This window comes from Bradyrhizobium sp. ORS 86 (assembly GCF_045571475.1).
In the GTDB taxonomy this organism is placed as follows: domain Bacteria; phylum Pseudomonadota; class Alphaproteobacteria; order Rhizobiales; family Xanthobacteraceae; genus Bradyrhizobium.
On sequence record NZ_CP120699.1, the window covers coordinates 5163006 to 5185398 of the forward strand.

Annotated in this window: 18 protein-coding genes; 4 read left to right on the top strand and 14 right to left on the bottom strand. The window is 64.8% G+C overall.

Annotated features, from left to right (window positions below; translation table 11 throughout):
* Positions 1 to 16: 16 nt before the first annotated feature.
* The 3 genes from P6U25_RS24025 to P6U25_RS24035 form a co-directional block, all read right to left on the bottom strand.
* On the bottom strand, positions 17 to 1660 hold the full coding sequence (locus P6U25_RS24025) for an AMP-binding protein (protein ID WP_407147242.1): 1644 nt from the start codon (positions 1658 to 1660) through the stop codon (positions 17 to 19).
* A 146-nt stretch (positions 1661 to 1806) separates the two neighbouring features.
* Positions 1807 to 2622 carry an alpha/beta hydrolase gene (locus tag P6U25_RS24030; RefSeq protein WP_407147243.1) on the bottom strand — a complete coding sequence of 272 codons (816 nt, stop codon included), beginning with the start codon at positions 2620 to 2622 and terminating at the stop codon, positions 1807 to 1809.
* A 2-nt stretch (positions 2623 to 2624) separates the two neighbouring features.
* Positions 2625 to 3119 (bottom strand): MarR family winged helix-turn-helix transcriptional regulator, encoded by a 495-nt coding sequence (locus P6U25_RS24035; protein WP_407147244.1) that lies wholly within the window; start codon positions 3117 to 3119, stop codon positions 2625 to 2627.
* Between the two features lie 261 nt (positions 3120 to 3380).
* On the opposite strand from P6U25_RS24035, the gene P6U25_RS24040 reads away from it, so the two are divergent.
* Both P6U25_RS24040 and P6U25_RS24045 read left to right on the top strand, forming a co-directional pair.
* The gene (locus tag P6U25_RS24040; protein WP_407147245.1) at positions 3381 to 4559 is read left to right on the top strand and encodes an ABC transporter substrate-binding protein; all 1179 of its coding nucleotides are present in this window, start codon (positions 3381 to 3383) and stop codon (positions 4557 to 4559) included.
* A gap of 21 nt (positions 4560 to 4580) precedes the next feature.
* A complete protein-coding gene (locus P6U25_RS24045) occupies positions 4581 to 5036 on the top strand; it encodes a cupin domain-containing protein (RefSeq protein ID WP_407152597.1) in 456 nt (151 codons plus the stop codon).
* A 171-nt stretch (positions 5037 to 5207) separates the two neighbouring features.
* Here P6U25_RS24045 and P6U25_RS24050 read toward each other — a convergent pair whose 3' ends face one another.
* From P6U25_RS24050 to P6U25_RS24095, 10 genes are all read right to left on the bottom strand, one after another.
* Positions 5208 to 6449 (bottom strand): flavin-dependent oxidoreductase, encoded by a 1242-nt coding sequence (locus tag P6U25_RS24050; protein ID WP_407147246.1) that lies wholly within the window; start codon positions 6447 to 6449, stop codon positions 5208 to 5210.
* Positions 6450 to 6728: 279 nt separating this feature from the next.
* Entirely contained in the window at positions 6729 to 7124 is a 396-nt protein-coding gene (locus tag P6U25_RS24055) for a RidA family protein (protein ID WP_407147247.1), read from the bottom strand.
* A gap of 1 nt (position 7125) precedes the next feature.
* Positions 7126 to 7965 carry an enoyl-CoA hydratase family protein gene (locus P6U25_RS24060; RefSeq protein WP_407147248.1) on the bottom strand — a complete coding sequence of 280 codons (840 nt, stop codon included), beginning with the start codon at positions 7963 to 7965 and terminating at the stop codon, positions 7126 to 7128.
* Between the two features lie 12 nt (positions 7966 to 7977).
* Positions 7978 to 8757: an SDR family NAD(P)-dependent oxidoreductase gene (locus tag P6U25_RS24065; protein WP_407147249.1), complete on the bottom strand. Its 780-nt coding sequence runs from the start codon at positions 8755 to 8757 to the stop codon at positions 7978 to 7980.
* Positions 8754 to 11069 carry a bifunctional salicylyl-CoA 5-hydroxylase/oxidoreductase gene (locus P6U25_RS24070; RefSeq protein ID WP_407147250.1) on the bottom strand — a complete coding sequence of 772 codons (2316 nt, stop codon included), beginning with the start codon at positions 11067 to 11069 and terminating at the stop codon, positions 8754 to 8756. The genes P6U25_RS24065 and P6U25_RS24070 overlap by 4 nt, the downstream gene beginning before the upstream one ends.
* 281 nt (positions 11070 to 11350) lie before the next feature.
* The gene (locus tag P6U25_RS24075) at positions 11351 to 12889 is read right to left on the bottom strand and encodes a sugar ABC transporter ATP-binding protein (RefSeq protein WP_407147251.1); all 1539 of its coding nucleotides are present in this window, start codon (positions 12887 to 12889) and stop codon (positions 11351 to 11353) included.
* Complete coding sequence (locus P6U25_RS24080) at positions 12886 to 14007, bottom strand: SMP-30/gluconolactonase/LRE family protein (RefSeq protein ID WP_407147252.1); 1122 nt, start codon at positions 14005 to 14007, stop codon at positions 12886 to 12888. Before P6U25_RS24080 ends, P6U25_RS24075 begins: the two co-directional genes overlap by 4 nt.
* Positions 14007 to 16145, bottom strand: coding sequence for an ABC transporter permease (locus tag P6U25_RS24085; RefSeq protein ID WP_407147253.1), 2139 nt, complete (start codon positions 16143 to 16145; stop codon positions 14007 to 14009). Before P6U25_RS24085 ends, P6U25_RS24080 begins: the two co-directional genes overlap by 1 nt.
* Before the next feature lie 100 nt (positions 16146 to 16245).
* A complete protein-coding gene (locus P6U25_RS24090; protein WP_407147254.1) occupies positions 16246 to 17268 on the bottom strand; it encodes a sugar ABC transporter substrate-binding protein in 1023 nt (340 codons plus the stop codon).
* A gap of 71 nt (positions 17269 to 17339) precedes the next feature.
* Positions 17340 to 18365, bottom strand: coding sequence for an ABC transporter permease (locus P6U25_RS24095; RefSeq protein ID WP_407147255.1), 1026 nt, complete (start codon positions 18363 to 18365; stop codon positions 17340 to 17342).
* Positions 18366 to 18444: 79 nt separating this feature from the next.
* Between P6U25_RS24095 and P6U25_RS24100 the strand changes: the two genes are divergently transcribed.
* A complete protein-coding gene (locus tag P6U25_RS24100) occupies positions 18445 to 19452 on the top strand; it encodes a LysR family transcriptional regulator (protein WP_407147256.1) in 1008 nt (335 codons plus the stop codon).
* 240 nt (positions 19453 to 19692) lie between these two features.
* On the top strand, positions 19693 to 21540 hold the full coding sequence (gene ilvD / locus P6U25_RS24105) for a dihydroxy-acid dehydratase (RefSeq protein ID WP_407147257.1): 1848 nt from the start codon (positions 19693 to 19695) through the stop codon (positions 21538 to 21540).
* Positions 21541 to 21641: 101 nt separating this feature from the next.
* On the opposite strand, the gene P6U25_RS24110 is transcribed toward ilvD, so the two are convergent.
* Positions 21642 to 21857 carry a hypothetical protein gene (locus tag P6U25_RS24110; protein WP_407147258.1) on the bottom strand — a complete coding sequence of 72 codons (216 nt, stop codon included), beginning with the start codon at positions 21855 to 21857 and terminating at the stop codon, positions 21642 to 21644.
* Between the last annotated feature and the right edge of the window lie 536 nt (positions 21858 to 22393).

A 22393-nucleotide genomic window follows, 5' to 3' on the forward strand; every position in this document is an offset into this window, starting at 1 on the left:
CGCCGTCGTCCTTCTCTCAAACCGCCTCGCGCAGCTTGAAGCGCTGGATCTTCCCGGTCTGCGTCTTCGGCAGCGCTTCGACGAAGGAGATCGCACGGGGATATTTGTAGGGCGCGATCGTCGCCTTCACGTGATCCTGCAACAGCTTGATCTCGAGATCGTCGTCCCGCGCGCCGGGTTTCAACACCACGAAGGCCGAGACAATCTGGCCGCGCTCAGCATCCGGCGCGCCGATCACCGCGCACTCCGCGACGTCGGGATGTCCGAGCAGCGCCGCCTCGACCTCAGGACCGGCAATGTTGTAGCCCGCCGAGATGATCATGTCGTCGGCGCGCGCCACGAACGACAGCCGGCCATTCTCGTCGCTGACGAAGGCGTCGCCGGTGACGTTCCAGCCGTCGCGGACATAGTTGGTCTGCCTTTCGTCGGCGAGATAACGACAGCCCGTCGGCCCGCGAACCGCGAGCTTGCCGACCGTCCCCGGCGGCACTTCGTTCATAATCTCGTCGACGATCTTGGCCTCATAGCCGGTGACCGGATGGCCGGTCGTCCCTCCCACCGCGCTGCCGACGCGGTTGGTGATGAAAATGTGCAACAATTCTGTGCTGCCGATGCCGTCGAGGATCGGCTTTCCGGTCTTCCTCGTCCAGTTCTCGAACACCGGCGCCGGCAGCGTTTCGCCCGCCGAGACTGCGAGCCGCAGCGACGACAGGTCGGCGCCCTTGTCCATCGCGGCCATCATGGCGCGATAGGCCGTCGGCGCCGTGAAGCAGATCGTCGCCTTGAAATTTTCGATGATCTTGATCATCTCGCCCGGCGCCGCATTCTCCAGCAGCGTCGCGGTGGCGCCGAAGCGCAGCGGGAAGATGGCGAGGCCGCCGAGGCCAAAGGTGAAGGCGAGCGGCGGCGAGCCGACGAACACATCGTCCGGCGTCACCTCGAGTACTTCCTTCGCATAGCCATCCGCGACGATCAGGAGATCGCGATGGAAATGCATCGTCGCCTTCGGCTCGCCCGTTGTGCCCGACGTGAATCCGAGCAGCGCCACATCGTCGCGGCCGGTCTTCACCGCATCGAACTTCACCGGCTTGTTCAGCGCGATCCGGTCGAGCTCGGCGTCATGGTTCTGCGTGCCGTCGAAGTTGACGACCTGCTTCAGGAATTTGCTGGTCTTGGCGCAGGCGACCAGCTCATCCGCGATACGGCTGTCGGTCAGCGCCAGCGAGATCTCGGCCTTGTCGACGATCTTGGTCAGCTCACCCGCGCGCAGCATCGGCATCGTGTTGACGACGACCGCGCCGGCCTTGGTCGCGGCAAGCCAGGCCGCCACCAGCGCCGGATTGTTACCCGAGCGGATCAGGACGCGATTGCCCGGCTTGACGCCGTAATTCTCCACCAGCGCATGTGCCAGGCGGTTCGACCAGTCGGTCAACTCCTTGTAGGTGCGCTGGCGGCCGTTGCCGATCAGCGCGATGCGATCGCCCATGCCCTGCTCGACGATGCGGTCGGTCAATTCGACCGCGGCGTTGAGATAGTCGGGATACGTGAACTCAGGCCGATCGAGCAGCAGCTTCGGCCATTGGTGGAACGGCGGCAGGTTGCGCCGTGCGAAATCGTCAACGTGCCCCGACGGGCCAAGTCCGGGAATTTCACCTGACATTCGATTGCCCCTTGCTTTCCATCCAGAAAGACCAAGACCAACATCGAGAAGATCAATATCGAGGACGCCCGGCAGCGTTCCAGCGCGAGTTATTTTATACTTAAAATAATTCGACGCAAGAGTGGAATCGACGCACCCCCGCGGCCTCAGATCAGTGTGAGCTCCTTCAGCCGCAGCACCATCCGGGAATCCGGATCGGCAAGTGGTGCTATGGCAGTGAAATGATTGGCATCGGGTATAAGGCCAAATTGCGTTGCGACGCCGGCTTTGCCCCAGACGTCAGTGATCATGCGGCTCTGCCGGTGGTACTCGGCGCTCTCATTGCCGCCGACGACCGCGTCAAGCGTCCGCCCTGCCGGCGGCGTCCAGAACAGCGGGCTCGCCGCCTGTGCAGCGGCGCGGTCGAGGCCGAGCGCCTTGTTGACAGAGGTGCCGACCAGCGGTTCGAGCTCGAACAGACCCGAGATCGCGTAAGCAGCCCTGACCAGATTGCGCGGCAGCGACGCGTCATAAGCCGGCCAATCGGTCGCCAGCATGCAGGCGGCAAGGTGTCCGCCCGCCGAATGCCCGCTGACGACGAGCGGTCGGCCGAGCTTCGCCAGCTCCCGCGATGCCGCGCGCATCTGGCCGATGATGTCGCCAACCGTAACATTGGGGCAGAGGTCATAAGTCGGCACCGCGACGCTGACCCCGTGCGCATTCAGTCCCCGCGCGCAGTGGCTCGATGATGAGCCATCGAGCGCTTGCCAGTAGCCGCCATGGATGAAGACGACCAGCGGGCCATCGCGATCGCCTTCGAACAGGTCGATAATGTTGCGACTGCCGGGACCATAGGTGAGCCGTCGCGGCCGGTGCTGCTCGCGATAGGCCGCGGAATCGCGCGCCCAGCCGGCCATCAGTGCCGGGTTCTCCGGTACCCGCGCGCGATTGTTGTATTCCACCTCGTAATCGATCTCGGCCACGGCTAGCTCGTCCTTGCCTTGGCGGCGCGCTGCGCCGAGCCCTTGGCCTTGGCGAGCAGCCGCATCAGCTCGCGCATGTCCTTCGGCGACAGGTCGCCAAAGACATCGGCGATCCATTTCTCGTGCTCGGCGGCCATCTTGCGGAACTCGGCGCGGCCGAGCTTCGTCAGCCGGATGAACTGCACGCGGCGGTCTGTTTCCGAGGTCCGGCGATCGAGATGGCCGGACTCGACCAGGCGCTCGACCAGGCCGGTGACGTTGCCGTTGGAGACCATCATCCGCTTCGACAGGTCCGACAGCGTCATGCCATCCTGTACCTTGTCGAGCTGGGCCATCAGGTCGAAGCGCGGCAGCGTCACGTCGAACCGCTCACGTAAGCGGCTGCGCACCTCGCCTTCGATGAGCGTGGTGCAGGTCAGAAGCCGGAGCCACAGCCGCAGCTCGGTGCCGTGATCGTCTGGCAGTTCGACGGCTTTGGTTTCGGAATCGAGATTCATGCGGCGATCGCGCCTCCGCGGCGGGGTCCGGATCGGACTGATTGTTTTGAGCTTCAAGCAATTCGCGGCGGGCCGCAAGGACAATTGCGAATCGACGCGATCTGGTCGGCTCAACCCTGCAATTTCTTTAGACTTCAAGCAATTGGCGCGACCCTTGCATGCTGCGTGACCGTCCGGACGCAATGCCACATCGCTTGCAGCGATCGCGCTCGGCAGAATAAGCTGACGCCCAAGCAAGGCGGCAACGATTGGGGGAGCGACATGAAACGGCTGACGAGGTTGGCGGGACTGGCAGCGATACTGGGACTCGCGATCGCTCCGGCGGCGGCGCAAGACAGCAGCCAGGGCAAGATCAAGATCGGCGTGCTGGTGACGACCTCGGGCCCGGCGGCTGCGCTCGGTCAACAGGTGCGCGACGGCTTTGCACTCGCCATCAAGGACCTAGGCGGCAAGATGGCGGGCCGCGACATCGAGGTCATCAACGCCGACGACGAGCTGAAGCCGGATGCCGCGGTAACGAAGGTGCGTGGCCTGCTCGAGCGCGACAAGGTCGACTTCGTGGTCGGCCCGATCTTCTCCAACATCCTGCTGGCGATCCATCGCCCGGTCACCGACAGCAAGACCTTCCTGATCAGCCCGAATGCCGGCCCATCGAGCTATGCCGGCAAGGAGTGCAATCCGTTCTTCTATGTGACGTCGTATCAGAATGACCAGGTGCACGAGGTTCTCGGCAAGGTCGCGCAGGATCGCGGCTACAAGCGCGTCTATCTGCTGGTGCCGAACTATCAGGCCGGCCGCGACTCCGTGGCCGGTTTCAAGCTCGACTACAAGGGTGAGATCGTCGAGGAATCCTACACGCCGCTGAACACGCTGGATTTCCAGCCCGAACTCTCCAAGATTGCCTCGCTGAAGCCGGATGCACTGTTCACCTTTATGCCGGGTGGCATGGGCGTGAACCTGGTCAAGCAATACAAGCAGGCCGGCGCCACCGTGCCCGTGCTCTCCGCCTTCACGGTCGACGAATCCACCCTGCCCGCCCAGCAGGACGCCGCAGTCGGCATGTTCGGCGGCGCGAACTGGGCGCCTGATCTCGACAATCCGCAGAGCAAGAAGTTCGTTGCGGCCTATGAGGCGGCCTATAACGGCGTGCCCGGCACCTATGCCATGCAGGCCTATGACGCTGCGATGCTGATCGACAGCGCGGTCAAGGCGGTGAAGGGCAACCTCTCCAACAAGGAGGCGGTCGCGGCCGCGCTGAAGAAGGCCGACTTCACCTCGCTGCGCGGTAACTTCAAATTCAACAACAACGGCTATCCGATCCAGGATTTCTACCTCACCAAGGTGGCGAAGCGTCCGGACGGCAAATTCCAGACCGAGATCGTCGAAAAGGTGTTCTCGAACTACGGCGACCGCTACGCCAAGGACTGCGCGGCCAAGTAAATCGCAGGAGCATGCATGACCATGAAAGACGAGATCGCCGGCATCACCCGCGCCAACGAGGGGATCCAGGGTATCTCCTGGAGCATCCTCGGCCAGACTTACGTGCCGAAGAGCCGCTCCGAGCATTCATTCTCCTGGCATGCGACCTTCCCGCCCGGCACCTTCGTTCCGCCGCATATCCATCCCGATCAGGACGAGTACCTCTACATCCTCGAGGGCAAGCTCGATTTCATGCTCGACGGCGCCGACGAGTCCGCAACGCCTGGTGATCTCGTGCGCCTGCCGATGGGTAAGCCGCACGGCATCTTCAACAAGTCGCAGCAGCCGGCCAAGACGCTGTTCTGGGTGTCGCCGACGAAGCGGCTCTACGACCTGTTCTGGGCGATCCACAACATGAGGGAGCAGAATCCGGATGACGTGGTGCGGCTCGCCGCCGAATACAACATCCACTTCCTGCCGCCGCCTCCGGCGGCGTAGCATCCGTCCCCCACTCTCTCCCCTCATCCTGAGGAGCGCGGAACGCGCGTCTCGAAGGATGAGGCCCCCAGTGGGGCCACATGGTTCGAGACGGCGCTTGTGCGCCTCCTCACCATGAGGGGCAATGGTCTCGACTCGGGTCGGACGTATCCTCCTTTTCAGCAGCGACTCCTATTGCCGCGCCACCACGCGCGCGGCGAAGCCGGCCTTCGCGGCATAGCCGCGCACGATCGCTTCGCGCGCCTCATAGCTGAGGATGGTGTCGACGTCGGTGAAGCCCTGCGGCGCAAGCTGTTCGACCGCGTCGATCACGCCCTCCGGCCCGCCGCGGCGGTTGGAGGCGACGACATCGGCGGTCATCGGCAGGCGCTGCCGCTCATAGGCGACCAGCGCCTGGCGCGGATGCTCCGCCCGCGCCAGCGTGTCGGCGAGGCAGCGCGCATCGAGGATGGCCTGCGACGCGCCGTTCGAGCCGACCGGATACATCGGATGCGCGGCATCGCCGAGCAGCGTGACCCGGCCGCTGGACCAATAGGGCAGCGGATCGCGGTCGCAGCACGGATACTCCCAGAACTCCGGCGTCGCGTTGATCAAGCCGGTGAAATCGACCTGCGGGATCGTGAAGCTCGTGACATAGGGCATCATCTCCTCGCGCCGGCCGAGGTTGGACCAGCCCTCGCGGCGCGGCGGCGGCGAGGAGCCGTCGCCGATCCGCACCAGTACCGCCCAGTTGGTCAGCCGGCTTGCCGGGCTCGAGCCCGGCGCGATCGGATAGATCACGGCCTTGGCGTTCAACCCGCCGGCGATGATCATCGAGCGTCCGGTCAGGAAGGCTGGCCAATCGGTGGCGCCCCGCCACAGCATGAGGCCGTTCCAGCAGGGGCCGCCTTCACCCGGAAACAGCGTCTCCCGTACCTTGGAATGAATGCCGTCGGCGCCGATCAGGATGTCGCCGCGCGCGGTGTGGACATGGCAGCCAGTACGATCGAAGAAGTGGGCCGAGACGCCGCCTTCATCCTGCGTGAACGAACCGAGCCGGCACCCGGTGTGGATCGCATCCGCACCGAGGCGTTCGATCACCGCCTGATGGATCACGCCCTGCAGCCGGCCGCGATGGATCGAGAATTGCGGCACGTCGTGGCCGGCATCGAGCCCGCGCTTCTCGTGCCAGACCTGCTGGCCATGCCGCGTCAGATAGAACAGCTCAAAGGTGCGGATCGCAACCTCGTCGAGTCGATCCAGCAGGCCGAGCCCGGCCAGCTCGCGGATCGCATGCGGCAGCGTGTTGATGCCGACGCCGAGCTCGCGGATGGTGTCAGACTGTTCGTAGAGCTCGCATTGGATGCCGCGTGAACGCAGCATCAGCGCGGTGGTGAGGCCTCCAATTCCGCCTCCGACGATTATCGCCTTCATCGTCCCTTACTCCACTCGAACACAGGACGTCTTACATTTGTCCTCAGGGTCGCACGCCGCACTATCCAGCCGCAAGCGGCTTTGTTGCCTCAACCTCTGACCCGCTGGCGCTGTTTTGGCTTAGGATTAACATTGTCGCAGCACGCTATCCCCGTCATGCTGAGGAGGCCGCGGAGCGGCCGTCTCGAAGCACAACGGCCACCGGTCGGGCCGCTCACCCTTCGAGACGCGCGTCCCGCACTCCTTCAGGGTGACCGGGTTGGCTCGATCGTGCGTCCTTTAATCCGGCACCACTGCGATTGCCTGGATTTCCACCTTGGCGCGGTCCTCGATCAGGCCGGCGACCTGGATCGCCGTCATCGCCGGAAAGCGCCGGCCCATGACGTCGCGATAGACCACGCCGATCTCCTTCAGCCGCGCGGAATACTCCTTGCGGTCGAGCAGGAACCAGGTCATCGACACAATGTGCTCCGGCCCGGCCCCGCCGGCGGCGGCGATTGCGACGATATTGCGCAAGGTCTGGCCGATCTGCGCGACCAGGTCGTCGCTCTCGAACACGCATTGCCCGTTCCAGCCGATCTGGCCGGCGATGAAGATCTGTTTGCCGCGCGCGGCCATGCCATTGGCGTAGCCGACCGGCTTTGCCCATCCGTCCGGTTGCAGGATCTCGCTCATCTCAATTGCCCTCGAAGGCCGGCTTCTGCTTGGCGGCGAATGCGTCGAAGGCGCGGCGGAAGTCGCCGGTCACCATGCAGATCGCCTGCGCTTGCGCTTCCGACTCGATCATCTCGTCGACGCCCATCGCCCATTCCTGGTTGAACATGGTCTTGGTCACGCCATGCGCGAACCACGGCCCATCCGCGAGCGAGCGCGCCAGCTCGTGCGCGGCGGCGGAAAGCTCGGCGGCCGGCACCAGACGGTTGTGGAAGCCCCAGGCGAGTCCCTCTTCCGCGCTCATCGCGCGTCCCGTGTAGAGCAGATCGGCGGCGCGGCCCTGCCCGATCACGCGCGGCAGCAGTCCGCAGGCGCCCATATCGGCGCCGGCGAGGCCGACCCGGGTGAACAGGAACGCGGTCTTGGCCTGCGGCGTCGTCAGGCGGAGGTCGGAGGCGAGCGCCAGCATCGCACCGGCGCCCGCGCAGATGCCGTCGATTGCAGCAACGACGATTTGTGGGCATTTGCGCATCGCCCGCACCACCTCGCCGGTCATCCGCGTGAAGGCGAGCAAATCCGGCATCGCCATTCGCGTCAGCGGCTCGATGATCTCGAACACGTCGCCGCCGGAGCAGAAATTGCCTTCGGCCCCCGTCAGCACAATCGCGCGCACGTCGGAGGCATATTTGAGATCGGTGAAGAGGTCGCGCAGCTCCTCGTAGGACTCGAACGTCAGCGGATTCTTCTTGTCGGGGCGGTTCAGCGTAATCGTCGCGACGCGGCCGGTCGCATCCGTCGACCAGCGGAAGTGCTTCGCCGGGTAATCCTTGAACGGACGGAGCTTTGCTTTCATCTCGGACATGACGTGTTCCTTTTACCCGGTAAGGACTTCGCCGCCGGCCACCGCGACGGCTTGTCCGTTGATCGACGATGCACCTTCGGAGGCGAGCCAGAGAATGGCATCGGCCACCTCCTCCGGCGTCACCAGCCGCTGCATTGGGTTAACCTTCGCCAGCGCCGCGCGCGCCTCCCGCTCGCTGCGCCCGGTCTTGGCGACGATGTTGGCGGCGGCATCCGCCACCAACGGCGTGTCCGTATAGCCAGGGCAGACCGCGTTCACGGTGACGCCGCGCCGCGCATACTCCAGCGCCAAAGCACGCGTCAGGCCGACGACGCCGTGCTTGGCGGCGACATAGGCCGAGACATAGGCGTAACCGGTGAGGCCGGCGGTCGAGGCGACGTTGATCACGCGCCCGCGCCCGCGCTGCGCCATGCCAGGCAGCACAGCGTGCGTCACCAGGAACACGCTGGAGAGATTACTCGCCAGCATGTCCGACCATAGCGCCGTATCGGTCTTGTCGAACGGCGCGCTGGAGGCCCTGCCGGCGTTGTTGACGAGGATGTCGATCGGCCCCGCCTCGGCTTCGATCTGCGCGACACCTTTGGTCACGGCGGCCGCGTCGGTGACATCGATCGCAACGACCGCGCCGGCACGATCGCCGAGCAAGGCCGCGGTCGCCTTCAGCGCCTCCATCCGGCGTCCGGCGACGCTGACGCGCACGCCGGCCTTGGCGAGCGCTATTGCCGTGGCGGCGCCGATGCCGGAACCGGCGCCGGTGATAAACGCGTGGGCGTTGGGCCAGACCCGCGTCATGCTTTCGCTCCCGCGGCCGCGCGTTCGAGATTGGCCTCATATTGCGACCTGCCCGACAGATACTGCTTCGGCCAGGGAACCGACTTCACCCCGATCTTCGCGGCCTCGTGCAACGTCCAGGCCGGATCGGCCAGATGCGGCCGCGCGATGGCGCAGAGATCGGCGCGGCCGGCGGCGATGATCGAGTTGGCGTGGTCGGCTTCCGAGATCGCGCCGACCGCAATGGTGGCGATACCGACCTCGTTGCGGATCTTGTCGGCGAACGGCGTCTGGTAAAGCCGGCCGTAGACCGGATGGTCGTCAGCCCAGACCTGGCCCGACGAGCAATCGATCAGGTCCGCGCCTGCGTCCTTGAACAGCTTTGCGAATTCCAGCGCATCCTCCGGCGTGTTGCCACCCTCGGCCCAGTCGTGACAAGACAGTCGGACCGACATCGGCTTGTCCTCGGGCCACACGTCGCGGATGGCGCGGAACACCTCGAGCGGATAACGCGCGCGATTTGCGATCGATCCGCCATATGCGTCGGTACGGCGATTGGTCAGCGGCGACAGGAAGCTCGACAGCAGATAGCCGTGGGCGCAGTGCAGCTCCAGGATATCGAAGCCGACCTTGGCGGCACGTCTGGCGGCGGCGACGAATTGTTCGCGCACCTCGTCCATCTCGACACGCGTCATCGGCTCGGGCACCTGGCCGTCGGGCAGATAGGGAACTGACGAGGCCGACACCACCGGCCAGTTGTGATCGGGCAGCGGCTCGTCCATCCCTTCCCACGCGACGCGGGTCGAGCCCTTGCGGCCGGCATGGCCGAGCTGGATGCCGATCTTGGCTTGCGAATTGCGGTGCACGAAATCAACAATGCGCTTGTAGGCTAGCGCCTGCGCGTCGTTCCACAGCCCGCAGCATCCGGGCGTGATCCGCGCCTCCGGCGAGACGCAGGTCATCTCGGTGAACATGAGGCCGGCGCCGCCGAGCGCGCGGGAGCCGAAATGCACCAGATGGAAGTCGTTGGGCACGCCCTCTTCCGCCGAGTACATCGCCATCGGCGAGACGATGATGCGATTGCTGAGCGACAGCCCGCGGATGCGGAACGGCGTCAGCATCGGCGGCGTGACGCGGTCGTTGGTCGCGGGTAGTCCGCTGCGCTCGGCGAACCAGCGCTCATAGCCTTCGAGCCATACCTTGTCGCGCAGGCGCAGATTCTCGTGGCTGATGCGCTGCGAGCGGGTCAGCAGCGAATACATAAACTGCTCCGGCTCCAGCGTGTCGGCATAGCGCGAGCCGACCACCTCGAACCATTCCATCGCGTTGCGTGCGGCGTTCTGGATCCGCGCCACGTCGACCCGGCGCAGTGCCTCATAGCCAGCCAGCACCGCGGGAATGTTCTCCTTCACAGCGCCGTGTGTCTTGAACTGGTTGGTCAGCTCGATCGCATCCTCCAGCGCGAGCTTGGTGCCCGAGCCGATCGCGAAATGCGCAGTGTGCGCGGCATCGCCCATCAGCACGACATGGCTGTTGCCGTTGAAGCCGGTCCACTTGCCGCAGATCAGCCGCGGGAACGACAGCCAGGCTGAGCCGCGCAAATGGCGTGCGTTGGAGATCAGGTGATGCCCCTCGAGGATTTCGGCGAACACGTTCTCGCAGAATGCGATCGAGGCATCCTGGTCCATCTTGTCGAGGCCGTGGGCGAGATACGCCTCCTCGGTGGTCTCGACGATGAAGGTCGCCGCGCCCTCCTCGAATTTGTAGATATGCGCCTGGAACCAGCCATGCTCGGTCTTGCGAAAGTCGAAGGTGAAGGCGTCGAACGGCCTGTTGGTGCCGAGCCAGATATAGCGGTTCGGCCGCATCAGCATGTCCGGCTGGAAGGTCTCGGCATACTTGGTGCGGATCTTCGAGTTCACGCCGTCGCAGGCGACGATCAGATCGGCGTCGGGGAACTCGAGATCGGAATTGACCTCGCGCTCGAAGATCAGTTCGACGCCGAGTCGCTCGGCCCGCGCCTGCAGGATGTTGAGCAGGTGCTTGCGCCCGATGCCGACGAAGCCGTGGCCTGTCGTCCGCATGCGCCGGCCCTTGATCAGGACCTCGATGTCATCCCAGTGATTGAAGGCCTGCTCGATCGTGTCAGCGGTGACCGGATCCCACTTGCGCATGTTGTCCATGGTGGCGTCGGAGAACACCACGCCGAATCCGAACGTGTCGTAGGGCCGGTTGCGCTCGACCACGGAAATGACGTGCGCGGGATCCAGCATCTTCATCAGGATGCCGAAATACAGCCCGGCCGGCCCGCCTCCAATGCAAACGATCCGCATGGCGATCTCCCGTTGGCTTCGGCGGGCCGGGGCAACGTCTTCCGGCGAGCCGAAGTCGGATATTATTTTATACTTAAAATAATTGTCAAGGGCGGTTGCCGCCACGCTCGCCGCTTGTCGTCACCCGCGAAGGCGGGCGACCCAGTATTCCGGAGAACCGGTGTTGGGCCGAGAGGCCACGGCGTACTGGATGCCCGCCTGCGCGGGCATGACAATGGAGAAGTGTTGAGTCGAGATGCGGTGGAGGCCGGGTTCGCTGCTCCGCCCCCGGAATGACGTCCTCAATGCACCGCGGCGTACAGGATCTTGTCCTGGGTCGCCTCGGCGGCGTCGAATTCGGCGACGATGCGGCCGGTGCGCGCGACCAGAATGCGGTCGGAAACAGCGAGGATCTCCGGCAGGTACGACGAGATCACAACCACCGCCTTGCCCTCGTCGGCGAGACGGCGGATTTCGCTGTGAATATGCGGAATGGTACCGACGTCGACGCCGCGGGTCGGTTCGTCGAAGATGATGATCGAGGGGTCCTGCACCAGCGTCTTCGCCAGCACCACCTTCTGCTGGTTGCCGCCGGACAATTCGATGATCTTCGCCTTCCGTTGCAGGGCGCTGATCTTCAACCGCTCGACCCAGTAGTTGGCAAGCCTGCCGCGGCGGGCGCGCGACAGCAGGAAGCTCCAGCCCTTGCGGGTGGCGAGGCCGCCGATATAGACGTTGTCGTCGACCACCATGGTCTCGAAGAAGCCGTTGGCCTTGCGGTCCTCGGTGATGTAGGCGATGCCGTCATTGATCGCCTGCCGCGGCACGCGATAGCGGATCGGTTTGCCGCGCAGCCGGATCGTGCCGCCATTGACGAGGTTGCGCTTCAGCGCGCCGTAGATGATCTTGGCGATCTCGGTGCGGCCCGAGCCGATCAGGCCGGCAATGCCGACCACCTCGCCGGCATAGACCGAGAACGACATGTTCTTGACCGCCATCCCCATCGTGACGTTCTCGACCGTCAGCACCTTCTCGCGCCGCTGATGGGTCTTTTCCTTGCGGCCGTAGACGGCCTGCGCCACCTCGCGGCCCACCATGTGCTGCACCAAGGCATCGCGCGTAAGCTGCTTTGCGGGTGCTGTTATCACCAGCTTGCCGTCGCGCAGCACGGTGATGCGGTCGGCGATCTGCAGGGATTCTTCCAGCGCGTGCGAGATGTAGATGATCGAGACGCCGCGCCCGCGCAGATCGCGTACCAGATGGAAGAAGTGGACGATCTCCTCCGGCGTCAGGCTTGCGGTCGGCTCGTCGAAGATGATGATCCGCGCCTTGTTGTAGATCGCGCGCGCGATCTCGACCATCTGCTTCTTGGCGGTGCCGAGCAGCGCGACCGGTGTCGCCGGGTCGACATGGAAGTTGAGCGACTGCAGGAGTTGCTGGGCCTGGATGTTCAGGGTGCGGAAGCGCGTCAGCAGCTTTTCGTTGCCGAGCTCGATGTTCTGCGCCGCGGTCATGGTCGGCACCAGGCTGGTTTCCTGATAGACCATGCAGATGCCGTCATTGAGCGCATCGCGCGGCTGTTCGAAATCGACCAGCTTGCCGTCGAGTAGATAATCGCCCGAAGTGAGTTGGATCGCGCCCGCGATCGCCTTGCACAGCGTCGACTTGCCGGCGCCGTTCTCGCCGACCAGCGCATGCACCTCGCCGGGATAGAGATCGAAGTTGACGCCCTCGATGGCGTGGACGCCGCCATAGATCTTGGATCCGTTGCTGATCCGCAGCACCGGCTCGCGGGCCGCAGTCCGGGTCTCAGTCACCGCCTGCATCACGCCGTCGTTCATCGCAGGTCTCCCGTGTAGAGCAGCAGGCGTCCGGCGCCGCGCGCCGCGATCACGATGCCGCTGGCCGTCGCGCAGGCGGCGGTGATGCCATGGAAGCGGCCGCCGGCGCGGCTGTGCAGGCTGTCCGACGCATCGCCATCGGCGTCGAGATGCACCAGCAGGCCATAGGAGCGCGGCGGCGCCCATGGCTTCTGGATGCCGAGCGCCTTGACGCCGCCGATCTGCATAGGCTCCAGGCAGTCGCTGCCGCCGACCAGCGCCGGCGCCACCCAGTAATCCGGCGGCATCGTCGCCATCATCTCCTCGCGGAAGTCGTCTTCCTTGAGCACGAACTCGATCAGATGCGTGCGACGCGCGAAGATGCCGAGCAGGAAGCCGCCATGACCATCCGAATGCAACCGCGCCGGATAGCCCGGCATGTTGCCAGCGACGATCTCGCGCGGACCGAGGCCGTTGCCGCCGAGCGCAAACCGGCTCAGCCGATGCGCCCAGCTCTCGGTGAGCCACAGGCTATTGCCGTCGGCGGAGACTGCAATGCCATAAGGATAAGGCAGGTCGCGCAGCAGCACTTGCGGATTGTCCAAGCCGGCGCCGCAGGTGACGAGCCGACCGCCTGCGCGCTTCTCCATCAGGTCGTGGCGCCACTGATCGGGGCGCCGGCCGGTGCTGCCTTCGACCATATAGATGCGGCCATCCGGCGCCGCGGTGACCGACAACAGTCCCGCGAGCGGGCTGCCATCGGCGGCCTCCAGCCAGCGTGGAACGGGTTTCGCAGGGTCGATCGCGGCGAGGCCCCTGCCCGCCACGCAGACGAGCAAGCAACCGTCCGGGTGCAGCGCGAGCCCACCGGCGTCGTCCTCGAACTCGGCGACGACCGTGCGTGCCGAGAAATCATCGCCGGCGAGTTTCAATACACGCCGTCCGGCGCAGACATAGACCGCGCCGTCGCCGGCGGCGATAACGTCGTCGACGCCGGGCAGCGGTTCGCCGATCGCAACCGCGGTGTCGAGCCGGTCGTTGGGGCTGAGCGCGCCGTCGAGCGGCGGGATCGCGTTCTGACCGCCGTCGCGATCGATCACGCTTCTGATGTCGCGCAACAGATGATCGAACAGTCCCATTATGTGGTCACCCTGCTCTTGCTGCCCCAATAGGCGTCGTAGCCGGTCCAGCTTTCATCGACGCCGTCGAGCTTGATGCGGCCGATCCGGTTGTTCTCGAGCCCGCCGAGATAGAGATAGCCCCTGTGCTCGCGCATCGAGGTCAGGGTCGAATGCGAGATGCCGGTCGGATCCCACCAGGATTCCAGCGCCTCGCCCTGCTCGTTGAACTTCAGCACGCAGCCATGGTTGAGCGCGGGCGCCAGCCACTCGTCGGTCGGCACCTGCTTGACCATGCGCAGCCGGAAGCCGGGCTTGCGCGCGGCAAGATCGAAGGTCGGCGTGCGGATGCCAACCAGCGCCAGCCAGTAGGTGCCGTCGGAGGCGCGGTTGATGTTGTCGGGGTTGCCCGGCAGTTCATCGATCAGGATCTCGGTGCGGCCCTTCTTCGGTCCGTCGATCCAGTGGCGGAACACTTTGCACAGCGAGGTGCTCGCAATCAGGATCGACTTGCCGTCGTGGGAGACGCAGATCCCGTTCGGGAAGTAGAAGTGGTTGATCACCGTGCGCGTGGACTTAGTTGCGGGATCGTAGCACACCACACGGCCGTTCGGCCGACCCTCGAGGATGTCGAGGGTGTTGGTCGTCATCTCGTAGCGGGTGGTACAGTCGCTGAAATAGATCTTGCCGTCAGGTGCGATGTCGAGGTCGTCGGCCATGCGCAGGCGGGAATCGTCGTTCAGCTTGTACCAGGTGCGGTTGGTCTCGTCGGTGACCTTGAAGACGCGGCCGTCGGGCGCGACCCCGTAGACGCCCATGCCGGCGACCGCGACGATCAGGTTTTCGTCGCGATCGAACTGCATGCCGAGCGGCCGGCCGCCGATATGGGCGAACACCTCGCGCGTTTCGAAATTCGGCCCGGAGAAGCGGATCACGTTGCCGTCGCGGGTCGAGCCGTAGACCCGGCCCTGGCGGTCGAGGATGACATCCTCCGGACCTTCGACCTGATCGAGGCCGATCGCCTGCGCCTGGATCAGCCGGTCGTTCTGCGCGTAGGGCGACACGGCGCCCGGCTGTACCGACGGCGCCGAGGCCAGCGGCACGAAGGCCGGGTTGACGTAGATCTTCTGGATCGCCTTGCCGCGGTTCTTCGACCATTTGACGTCGATGCCGACGGCGGCGAGCAGGATCATGCCTGTCACCGCGGAGGTGACGTAACCGGGGATACCCATGCGCACGAGGCCGTTGATCAACAGGAAGATGATCAGCGCGCCGATCATCGCCCGCCACACCGTGCCCTTGCCGCCGGCGAGCGAAACGCCGCCGAGCACGACCGCGGTGAGCGCCTGGAACTCCCAGCCGACCCCGGTGGTGGAATCCGTCGAGGCCTGCCGCGCGGCGTAGAAGATGCCGCTCGCCGCGCACAGCGTGCCCGACAGCACATAGGTCATGAACAACATCAGGCGAACGCGGATGCCGGCATGGCGCGCCGCCTTGCGGCTGGCGCCGATCGCGGTGAGATGCCAGCCATAGCGCGAGCGCGACAGGAAGATGTGGCAGATCAAGAGCACCACGAATAGCGTCGCCGCATTGACGGGAATCCCGAGCACGCTACCGCCGCCGATGAAATCCCAGGCGTCGCTGTCGACCGAGTTGGTGGCGAACACCTGCGCATAGGAGGTGTTGAGCAGGTTGACCGACGCGCGCAGGATGATCAGCGTCACCAGCGTGGTTAGGAACGGCCGCGTCTTCAGGAAGCCGATCAGGAAACCGTTGATGCTGCCGAGCAGCGCGCCAACCACCAGCGTCGCCGGCACCGCGAGGCCAACCGGCCACTCGCGCACCAGCAGGAAATACAGCGCCGCGAAATTGCACAGCGCGAAGATCGCGCCGACCGAGAGATCGATGCCGCCGGTGACGAGGCAGAAGCCCATCGCCAGCGCAACGAAGCCGAATTCGGCGAACAGCCGCAGCAGCGACACCGAGTTCTGCACCGAGGCGTAGTCGGGAATCGTCAGCGCGAAATAGGCCCACAGCCCGATCATCACGGTGAAGGGAACGACCGGCTCGAACCATTGCTTGAGCAGCAGCTCCGAGAGCAGGAGCCGGGGTGAAAACCGCCGCACCGATGCGGCCAAGGAATCGACAGCCATCGACATCGCCAAAAGCACTCCCTCGATCCGGCTTCCGTGTCCCGGATCATGCTCGTTGATACGGCCGGCGCGGGAATGCCCCCCGCGCCGGCCGCCCGCGCCCTTGTTAGTTCTTCTTGGGTAGCGCGAAGCAGTTGGCGCCCGAGGCGTTCGACTTATCGAGCCAGATCGGCCGCGTATAATAGGCAAGGTTGCGGGTGCCGGGCTTCTCGCCGGACATCAGCAGGGTTTCGGCTGCAAACATCAGGTCGTGGCCCTGCTCGGTCGCCTTGTAGCTCAGGAACTTGGCGAAATTACCCGAATTGACCTGATCGCAATCGAGCTGCGAGCCCTCGCCCGAGGCGAACACCTTCACGTCGTTGATCTTGCCGGCATTGCGGATCGCCTGGGCCGCGCCCGACTCCATGATGCCCCAGAAGCCGATCGAGGCGCAGAGATCGGGATGCTGCTGGATCACGGTGGCGGTGATGTTGAGCGCGGTGTTGGCATCCCAGTTCGCGGCCTGGTTCGACACCACCTTGATATTCGGATCCTTGTTCAGCACGTCCATGATCGCACCGACCTGGTCGACACTGGCGGCCGCCGTCAGCTCACCTTGCACGATCTGCACCTTGCCCGACTTGCCCGAACCGGTGCCGCAGGCCTTGACCGTTTCGTTGGCGAGCATCCTGCCGATCTCGCGCCAGTCGACGCCGACAAAGGCGCCGGACTTGTAGTTGGAGGCCATGTTGACCTGAATCACATGCGTGCCCTGGCTCTCGGCGCGCTTCAGGTCCTTCATCAGGAGCGTCACGCTCGGGTTTTGCACGATCAGGACGTCGGGCTTCTGGTCGACCAGCGCGGTCAGCGCCTGCTGCATCGCCGACGGATTGTTGTTGGGATCGCGGACGATGTATTTCATGCCGCGCCATTCGGCCTCTTCCTGCACCACCCGGCCCCATTCGTCTGATAACGGGACGCCGAGCGCGATCGGCAAATACGCGATCGTCTTGCCCTGCAGCGCCTTGTCGTAGGAGGCGCGCAGCTCGCGCCCGGCCTTGGTGCCTTCCTCCTGCGCACTGGCCACCAACGGCAACGCGGCCAGCGTCGCCCCGGCGAGCAGCATCGTCCAGAACTTCGTCGTCTTCATCGTCTCCTCCACACAGATATTCTTTTGATTGCTTGTCTGATTGTTGTCATGGCGGCGCCCCGCAGCCTGCGTCAGTCGCCCTGCCGCGCGGTCTCCTCATCACGCGGGTGCAGCCAGTTATCGAGCACGATCGCGGCCAGCAGCACCACGCCCTTGATGATGTTCTGCACCTCGCTGTTGACGTCCATGATGGTGAAGGCGTTGAGCAGCGTGCCGATCAGGATGCAGCCGACCACGACGCTGAACACGCTGCCGCGGCCGCCGACCAGACTGATGCCGCCGATCACCACGACGAGCACGACGTCGAAGATCATGGTGCCCTGCGTGATCGCCATCTGCATGCTGCCGGTGGTGCCGACCCAGACCAGGCCTGCAATCCAGGCGAGTAATGCAACCAGCACGTGCTCCAGCACGATCAGCGGCCGCAGCGCGACGCCGGTGAGCCGCGCGGCCTCCGGATTGTCGCCCTGCGCATAGATGAAGCGACCGATCGAGGTGCGCGACAGGAACAGGTGCATCGCGATCGCGGCGACGGCGAACACCAGGATTGGAAGCGGGACGCCGAACAGCCGGCCGGCACCGAGATACATCAGCCCCGGCGCATCCTTCGGGGCATAGACCACCCAGGCCGGCGCGATCCAGAATGCGAGGCCATAGATCACGAAGCCGGCGGCCAACGTCACGAACAGCGCCGGCGCCTCGACGAAGGCGACCATCACGCCGTTGACGACACCGATCAGCACCGCGATCGCCAGCGCCAGCAACACCGCCGTGGACACCGGCATGCCGTTCTGCATCTCGATCAGCGCGATCGCCCAGGAGCCCGCCATGATCGCGACCTCGGACAGATCGATGCCGCGGCTGATCACGATCAGCCCCATGCCGAGCCCGAGCACGCCGAGGATGGAAATGCTGCGCAACAAATTCAGCAGATTGGAAACGGTGGCAAAACCGTTCAGCGTCAGGCCGAACACGATCACCAGCGCGATCGTGATCAGGAGCACGATCTGCTCCTGGCTCGGCTTGACGAAGATCGAGCCCGAGCGGGATGGCGCCGCCGGGACAGCGACGCCGCGCGATGGCGATTGCACGCTCATCGTTTCCTCCAGGTATTATTTTGCTTGAGACTTTAAGAGCGCCGCTTAGTATTCGTCAAATGCATTCGACGGATAGGGATTGATCAAATCCATGCATGTGCGCGACATCGATCTGAACCTGTTCGTCGTGTTCGATGCGATCTATTCCGAGGGCGGCGTCAGCCGCGCCTGCTTCCGTCTCAATCTGACCCAGCCCGCGGTGAGCCATGCGCTGGGCCGCTTGCGCGCGATGTTCAACGATCCGCTGTTCGTGCGTCGCCATCACGTGATGACGCCGACGCCGCTGGCGCGTCAGATCATCACCACCGTGCGCCAGGCGCTGAACGGGCTGGAGACGACGCTGACCCACACCAATCGCTTCGATCCGGCGAAGACGCCGAAGCGGTTCGTGATCGGGTTGCGCAACAATCTCGAGGCGCCGATGCTGAGTGCACTGGTGAATCGGATCAGCGCGGTCGCGCCGCTGGTCGAGATCGCGACCGTGCGCTGCGAGCGCAACAATCTGGAGCGCGAGCTTGCCGCCGGCACGCTCGATGTCGCGATCGATACGCTGCTGCCGCAATCGGCGGAGGTGCGACGCGAGCAGATCCTGACCGAGCATATCGCGGTGTTCGCCCGCCGCGACCATCCCGACCTCCGCTCGCGGCTCGACAAGAAGACCTATCTGCGCCTGGAGCATGTCTGCGTGACGTCGCGGCGCAGCGGGTTGTCGTTCGAGGATTTCCAGTTCCAGCGGCTCGGCATCAAGCGCACCGTGCGCCTGCAATGCCAGAATTTCGCGACCGCCTGTCACGTCGTCAGTCGCAGCAACATGCTGCTGACGGCATCCGAAAGCGCGGCCTCGGTGCTGGAGCAGCCGGGGCTGTTGCAATGCTTCCCCTGCCCGTTCCCGATCAGCCCGCACGTCAATTATCTCTACTGGCACGCCACCGCCGAAGGCGACACCACCAATCAATGGCTGCGCGAGCAGCTAAAGGCCGCGGCGAAATTGCTGGCGGGCAGTCAGTTCGGTCGAAAGAACGGGCGGGCCGCGAAGGCCAAACCGAAAGCGGGATATCCGGCGCCGACCAGCATCGCCGCCGAATAGTCGCGACGCCCCACCTCGCAAGGTGACTTTGCTCAGATCGAGCAGCGGGAGAGGTGAAGCGGCCGCGCGGACAGACCAATCCCCGCCGCCCGCTGGCTGAATAAATCACCTCCGGCGGCGACCGAAGACCGAGATCAAATACCGGGGTTCAGCCATGCGGTTCCGTGCTTGAATCGGCTGACACGGACGGGCATAAGGACGCGTCTCCCTTAAAAAATGCCCTCAGCCCAAGGATTTGACATGCCCGCCTATCGCTCCCGCACAACCACCCACGGCCGCAACATGGCGGGTGCGCGCGGCCTCTGGCGCGCCACGGGCATGAAGAACGAGGATTTCGGCAAGCCGATCATCGCGGTGGTCAATTCCTTCACGCAATTTGTGCCCGGCCATGTGCATCTGCAGAATCTCGGCCAGCTCGTCGCCCGCGAAATCGAGAAGGCTGGCGGCGTCGCCAAGGAATTCAACACCATCGCGGTCGACGACGGCATCGCGATGGGCCATGACGGGATGCTCTACAGCCTGCCCTCGCGCGAACTGATCGCCGACAGCGTCGAATATATGGTCAATGCGCACTGCGCCGACGCGATGGTCTGCATCTCCAACTGCGACAAGATCACCCCCGGCATGCTGATGGCGACGCTACGTCTCAACATCCCGACCGTGTTCGTCTCGGGCGGACCGATGGAGTCCGGCAAGATCGTGCTCAAGGGCAAGAAGCGCGCGGTCGACCTGATCGATGCCATGGTGGCTGCGGCCGATTCCAACGTGACAGACGAAGAGGTCGCGGTGGTCGAACGCTCGGCCTGCCCGACCTGTGGCTCCTGCTCCGGCATGTTCACGGCGAACTCGATGAACTGCCTGACCGAGGCGCTGGGCCTGGCGCTGCCTGGCAACGGCTCGGTGCTGGCGACCCATGCCGACCGCAAGAGCCTGTTCGTCGAGGCCGGACATTTGATCGTCGACCTCGCCCGCCGCTACTACGAGCAGGACGATGCCAAGGTGCTGCCGCGCTCGATCGCGAGCTTCAAGTCGTTCGAGAACGCGATGACGCTCGACATCGCGATGGGCGGCTCGACCAACACCGTGCTGCATCTGCTCGCCGCTGCCCGCGAGGGAGAGGTGCCGTTCACGATGGCCGACATCGACCGGCTCTCACGCAAGGTTCCTGTGCTCTGCAAGGTCGCGCCCTCGGTGCAGGACGTGCACATGGAGGACGTGCATCATGCCGGCGGCATCATGGCGATCCTCGGCGAACTCGACCGCGCCAAGCTGATCACGACCGACGGACCGACCGTGCACAGCCCGACCCTGGATGAGGCGCTCAACCGCTGGGACGTGGTGCGCACCACGAGCGAGAAGGTACGCAACTTCTACCGCGCCGCGCCGGGCGGCGTGCCGACCCAGGAAGCCTTCAGCCAGGATCGGCGCTTCGACGAGGTCGATCTCGACCGTGCCAAGGGCTGCATCCGCAACGCGGCGCACGCGTATTCCAAGGACGGCGGCCTCGCCGTGCTGTTCGGCAACCTCGCCGAAGACGGCTGCATCGTGAAGACCGCCGGCGTCGACGAGAGCATTCTGAAGTTCTCCGGCCCCGCCCGCATCTTCGAGAGCCAGGACGCGGCGGTCGAAGGCATTCTGGGCAACAAGGTGAAGGCCGGCGACGTCGTGCTGATCCGCTATGAGGGTCCGCGCGGCGGCCCCGGCATGCAGGAGATGCTCTATCCGACCAGCTATCTGAAGTCGAAGGGGCTCGGCAAGGCCTGCGCGCTGATCACCGACGGCCGCTTCTCGGGCGGATCGTCGGGCCTGTCGATCGGCCATGTCTCGCCTGAAGCGGCCGAAGGGGGCCTGATCGGTCTCGTCGAGGAAGGCGACATCATCGAGTTCGACATCCCGGGCCGCAAGGTCCATCTCGCGGTGGACGATGCCGAGCTGAAGCGCCGCCGCGCCGCGATGGTCGCGAAGGGCAAGGCCGCGTGGAAGCCGGCCGCGCCGCGCAAGCGCGCGGTCTCGACTGCATTGAAGGCCTACGCCGCGTTCGCAAGCAGCGCCGCGAAGGGCGCGGTTCGCATCGTGCCCGAAGGGTAATCGACGAGCTTAGCCACGGATTCGATCGCGCGGCAGACTTGCTGCACCTCTCCCGCTTGCGGGGGGGAGAGCGCAGCACGGATGCGGATGCTACTCGAACGTCACCTGATGTGGAGATCCGCCGCTTCGATCCGGATGCGGTCGGCATGGAGCGACCAGTCGCAGAGCGACTGTTGCTGACAGAACTTGAGCTTGGCCATTTCGGTGGCCTGGCCTTCAGTTGACGCGTCGATCTCGAGCGCCCCTTGGCAAACCTCGCGCTCGCGACCGTTGTCGCCGAGCACGTCCTTCATAAATTGAACGACAAAACGTGACATGGAACCCTCCCTGCTGCGGCGGCAGCGCGCCCGGGAGATCACATGCTAGCACTGGTGCGGGATCAGGTTGAGTTAATTCAGCGCTGCGGCGTGCGGCGGTTCGCAGCGGGCAAAGACTACGCGCCGGCCTGAGGCAGGCTGGCTGCGGCGATGGCGACGATCTGCGCAAAGCGGCGGCGGATCTTGGCCGGAGCGGTGCGGAGCAATGTCTGGACCTGTCGCATCATTCATTCCCTTCACCCGGAACAGTCGGGCACGGAGGGAACATGGCGACATCGGGCCAGGCGGTCGATATCCCGGGGAAAATAACAACGGACGCTTCGCGAGGCGGTCCACCGGCAGTGGATTTATTGCTGCAATCGAGGCCGCGACGACGAAGATTTTCTCCGATGTTTTGGGTTGCGCTTGGGCCGCATCGCGCACTGCACCTCTCCCGCTTGCGGGGGAGGTCGATCGCATCGACAGATGCGATCCGGGTGGGGGCTTTCTCCACGCAAAGGCTCTCGCTCGCGGAGACACCCCCACCCCACCCTCCC